Below are 4,604 nucleotides of genomic sequence, written 5' to 3' on the forward strand. Positions count from 1 at the left end.
CTCATGAGTAAGGACAAGTGTGTTGTACCCGATTATGGTATCGCTGCCTATCTCAATAAGCTCCGGGAAAAAAAAGTCCATTGTGGTGCCCGGGGAAATTGCAGTTCCCCTCCCAACCTTCATGCCAAGCAAGTTCCGATAAACCCAATTTTTCAAGCCAAGCAAAGGCATGTACTTGCACAGGCTCATGACGCAAAAATTGTAGCAGACTGTCAGTGGATTTTTTGCCACGTGCCACTGCGCCAGGGAATTTAATTTGCAGGAGCGGTGCTCCACGAGGTTTCTCATGGCCAAGCGCCTTTCAGCTGCATTTCGTCAATCAGTGTCAATCCTTGGGGCAAGGTAGTACGTTGCCTTTGCTGATTCTGCCTCATACTCGATTTTCACAGGCGCGTTTGACTTGAGGTGGATGGACACTGCCCCGTCATCCGGGCATGCCTTTGTAATGTCCTCAAGATACTTTAGCGGGAACGTCGCCCTTGCGTTTGCTTTTGCCTCAACTTCAAGGGTTGCCTCGGGCGTCTTTTCATTTTCCACCTTAAGCTCCGCCGTGTCGCCTTTGACATCCACAAAAAAGCCCAAGTCAGTGGCCTCAAGGGTCACATGCGTTGACACAAGGTTTGCATCCTTGAGTATCTCCTTGAACTCCCTGGCTGCGATTTTCACTTTAGCATCGTGGGTTATGTTGGGCTCCCTTGAAGCCCCTGCAGGCAGGTCGATGAGGGGAACCTTGAAGGTCCTTTTTTTCCTGTTTGCGCTGAATTTGAGCAAAAGCTTGTTGTCCTCCTGGGATATGGCAAGCTGCTCCCCGTCCCTTGTGCGGGCAAGTATCTTTGTCAGGTTAGCAAAGTTCAGCCCGATTTTGGAGACTGTCTCTGACTCATACTGGACAAAAGCGCTTTTTGGCATGAAAAATGAAATCATGGCTATTTGTGAAGGGTCCATTGCCCTAAGCGACAGGCCATCCTTTGATATCTCAAACTGCCCCTCATCAATGAGATTGACAATCGGGTCAATCGCAGCCTTCCAGCTTTTTGCGTTTTCAACAAGCAATGAGAACATAGAACTACCTCCCCTAAGTGCAGGAAATTGCCTTTGGCGCAAGCATTTGAGCCAAGCGTGCTTTCACTTGGCTGACTAATCGCCTGTCTTTCCTCCCAGTCAACTTTTTGATGGGGGAATTTTATAAGGATAACTGCCAAAAACCGAAAACACGCCCAGACAGGCAAATTCAGGCCTGGGTGCTTTTTGCCGCGTATTTGACTATCAAGAAAACGACCAGGGAAATTATCACAAAGTCCACAAGGGCGCCGGCAAAATCCCCTACAAGAAGCCTAACCGGGCCAACATAGAACACTGCCGACCTCCAGTCTCCCCCGGGAGTCATAGCCCCTACGACTGGCATAATAATATCCTGGACAAGCGCGCTTACAAGCTTGTTTGCAGCAGCGCCCATTATGAATGCAACCGCAAGCCCGACGACCTTGTGTTTATCCATGAACCCAATGAATTCCGAGACAAATCCCATCTCCTCACCTTCATTTGTCAAAGTATTGCTTTAGACTAACCAGTTAATTTGTAAATTATACATACACCATGTCGCAGCCTTGCGGGTCTGGGAAAAATGAGGGGTTGAGCAGGCCTGATATGAATAGCTTCAGATATCCAAGATAGGGTATCCTTACAACAACCTTTCCCTTGTACTGCCCTTCCACTTTTGCAGGCTGGTTGCCAAGCCCGTAGGCAAAATTGTAATACTGGGCATCAAATATCTCGTTGTTGTCGCCTTTTGTAAGCAGGTACTGCCCCTGCGGGCTGTCAACCTTCAGCAATGCCCTGTGGATTATGTCCCCGCCGCCTGTGCTAAGCCAGTATATCTCGTTTTTCCTTGGCGTATAGACAACAATGTCATTTTCAAGCTCGGTCCTGTACTCCTTTTGGCCAAAGACCACCGAGCTTGCGCATGGCACCTGGTAAATCCTCTGCCCCTGTTTTCTTTCACATCTTGAATACTTGAAAGTGAAGTCCCCTCTCCTCTCCTCAACCAGCTCCGGGGTTGTCCTGAATAGCGTGCATGCCTGGCTGTTTGCATTATTCGGGTTTGTGCAAAAGCTGTAGACTGAACCGTCCACGCTTTCAAGAAACTCCCCATTGCCATATACTTCTGCCTTGCCAAAAAGGGCCTCGGCCTGCGTTTGCGTTGCGCTGATTTTTGGCGCATTTATCTGCCCGCCTTGCAGGATTACCATGTCCCCCCGCTCAAGCTGCGGCAGCATTGAGCAGGACACGATTGCATTTAGGGGGGATGGGGTGGCAAGGACAAAGCCAAGCCCGTACCAAAAAACTACCGCCGCAACAATGGCAACTGCTATCTCCTTTATCTCGTTTTTCCACCCGCCCTCCTTTACGCCAACCGCAGTCTCGACTGCAAGGAGGCAGATTACGCTGATTGCCACTCCAAGGCCGAAAATCGGGTGCCTTGTGAAAAGAAAAAGCAAAAAAGTTGCTGCAAGAAGATAATAGAGGGCCTTTGACTTGTATGCCTTAAGGCAAGCTGATGCAAACTGTTCTTTGAAGCCCGGCATTTTTTCTCCCGCGCTTGCCTGGCTCCCATGCCGGCCTTGTTTTTCCACTATCCCACTTTTGCCCAGAATGTTAATAAGCCAGCTACTTTGATTTTTTCCTGGGTGCATGGGCTGTCTGTGCAAATTCATCCTTGAATTTTGCGGTCTGCTTTGCAAGCTCCTTTATTGCCTCGCGAATAACGGAAAGGGCATTTTTGTTCTTTGTCCTGACAATCAGCTTTGGCGATGCTATCTGTGGGTGGTCCATCGTGTATGCTGCGAATTCAACGTCGGAGTCCTGCGCAATGATTTCGCGAAGCGCGTTTGGCAGGCTGTGCTCCTCTCCTTCTATCACCATTTCAACGTAATTAGTCTCCTTTGCCAGGAAATTTATTTTCATGCAAACAACCCCTCAAACACCAGTGTTTGGCCTTTTCTTTTAAGCTTTGTACAATCGTCATCCTGTAAATTCTGCATCTTTCTCAAAATTCAGCCTCAACATTTCTGTACTTGGTTGAAAGCTTCCTGTATTCCCTGTTGCCGCACTTTTCGCAGGCAAGGTTGAAGTTTTTCAGGACAAGAGGGCGGCGGCACCTGCAGCAAAAGGCCTTAACCACGCCAAGTTCAGGCTCGACTGTGGTGAGCTTTGTGTCATCAGCCCTAATTTCGTCAATCTTTGCAAGAATGATATCCCCAATCTTGACCTCATCGTGTATGTTTCTCACATAGTCACGCTTGACTTTGGAGGCGTGCAGGACAACATAGTCGGAGCTTTTTGTGAACCTCTCGCCCTCGCCTTCCACTCCCAAAACCTGCACAAGTGCAATTGGCTCAATGACGTCTTCAACCCTTCCAATGACCTTTGAGCCTTTCATGGCCACCTTGAGGGTTATCCTGTTCATGACGCTCAGGCACCTTTCCTTCTCGCCAACCTCGCCAGGCACGCTTGCGCATATGTTGCCGTTTTCAACATAGGTGCCGCTGCCTGCGGAAAACTCCTCTTCAATTCCTATCTCTTGGCCAGGGTTGGCAAATCGTTTCATGTCATTCCCGTCGATGGTGCTGGTTGGCACCAATAGTTTATATCAGATAATCTATTTGCAGCATTTACCTTTTTACCTTATGACGTAAAATCAGCATGTCAATTTCCGCATACATATTTAAATATCTTTCACTAAAGCAAGCCAGGGCAAGCAAGAAGGCGCGGGAAAAGGAAACAGTACAAGGCCAAACAAAGCCAGCCAAACCGACAATAGCCTTGCACCGCCATTCTCGCCTATCCGATATACCAATCAAACCATCATTTTTGTGGTCATATGATAAAAAAGCCAATACTCGTGCTTTGCATAGACAGGGACAACGACCTTTACGAAAAAGTGAAAATATCAGGCCCAATAGTTGGCAGGGAGGCAAATCTTGCTGCAGCTTCAAAGCTTGCTCTTGCCGACCCGGAGGAGACGGACGCAAACGCCATCTTCAAGGCAATAAACATCTTTGATGACCTTTCAAAGGAGCACAAGGCCGAAATCGCCACCCTGACTGGCTCAAGGCGGCTTGGCTATGAGGCGGACAAGGAGGTTGCAGAGCAGCTGGAGCAGGTGATAGCCTCGTTTAGGGCTGAGTCGTGCGTTTTTGTCTCTGACGGCCTGTCTGATGAGGAAATAATCCCCATTGTCCGCTCAAGGCTCAAGATTGACTCTGTAAAAATCGTTGTCATGAAACAGGCAAAAGAGCTTGAGCAGACCTATTTCGTCCTGCTTGAAAAACTCAAGGACCCTTATTACGCAAGGCTGATTTTTGGCATACCTGCGGTAATCATACTGATGCTTTCAATCTCAAGCTTCCTGAATTTTGGCTGGCAGCCAGTCGGCATGGTGGTTGGCATTTATCTCATCCTAAAAGGGTTTGGAATAGAAGAGCAGATTTTTGGCCTGATTTCCGGCTTCCAATTCAACGTCGAGCGCATAAGCCTTGTGGTTTATCTGTCGGCAATACCTCTTCTGGTCATTTCAGCCTGGCTTGGCTTCCAGGGCTTTTCAA

The 4,604-nt window shown here is 48.4% G+C and carries 7 protein-coding genes; 1 reads left to right on the forward strand and 6 read right to left on the reverse strand.

Annotated features, from left to right (window positions below; all coding sequences use genetic code 11):
- The 6 genes from FJZ26_04370 to FJZ26_04395 all read right to left on the reverse strand — a co-directional run.
- Positions 1 to 288: acyltransferase (locus FJZ26_04370; GenBank protein ID MBM3229638.1), on the reverse strand; the 288-nt coding region annotated here is incomplete at its 3' end.
- Between the two features lie 27 nt (positions 289 to 315).
- Entirely contained in the window at positions 316 to 1,062 is a 747-nt protein-coding gene (gene pcn / locus FJZ26_04375) for a proliferating cell nuclear antigen (pcna) (protein MBM3229639.1), read from the reverse strand.
- A gap of 169 nt (positions 1,063 to 1,231) precedes the next feature.
- Positions 1,232 to 1,528: an MscL family protein gene (locus tag FJZ26_04380; protein MBM3229640.1), complete on the reverse strand. Its 297-nt coding sequence runs from the start codon at positions 1,526 to 1,528 to the stop codon at positions 1,232 to 1,234.
- 55 nt (positions 1,529 to 1,583) lie between these two features.
- Positions 1,584 to 2,633, reverse strand: a complete 1,050-nt coding sequence (locus tag FJZ26_04385; GenBank protein MBM3229641.1) for a hypothetical protein — start codon at positions 2,631 to 2,633, stop codon at positions 1,584 to 1,586.
- Between the two features lie 34 nt (positions 2,634 to 2,667).
- Complete coding sequence (locus FJZ26_04390; GenBank protein MBM3229642.1) at positions 2,668 to 2,964, reverse strand: DNA-directed RNA polymerase subunit L; 297 nt, start codon at positions 2,962 to 2,964, stop codon at positions 2,668 to 2,670.
- 82 nt (positions 2,965 to 3,046) lie between these two features.
- On the reverse strand, positions 3,047 to 3,607 hold the full coding sequence (locus FJZ26_04395; protein MBM3229643.1) for an RNA-binding protein: 561 nt from the start codon (positions 3,605 to 3,607) through the stop codon (positions 3,047 to 3,049).
- A 273-nt stretch (positions 3,608 to 3,880) separates the two neighbouring features.
- Here FJZ26_04395 and FJZ26_04400 point away from each other — a divergent pair.
- The coding region (locus tag FJZ26_04400; GenBank protein ID MBM3229644.1) for a DUF373 family protein at positions 3,881 to 4,604 on the forward strand (724 nt) is incomplete at its 3' end.

The organism is Candidatus Parvarchaeota archaeon (assembly GCA_016866895.1).
Taxonomy (GTDB): Archaea; Micrarchaeota; Micrarchaeia; order Anstonellales; family VGKX01; genus VGKX01.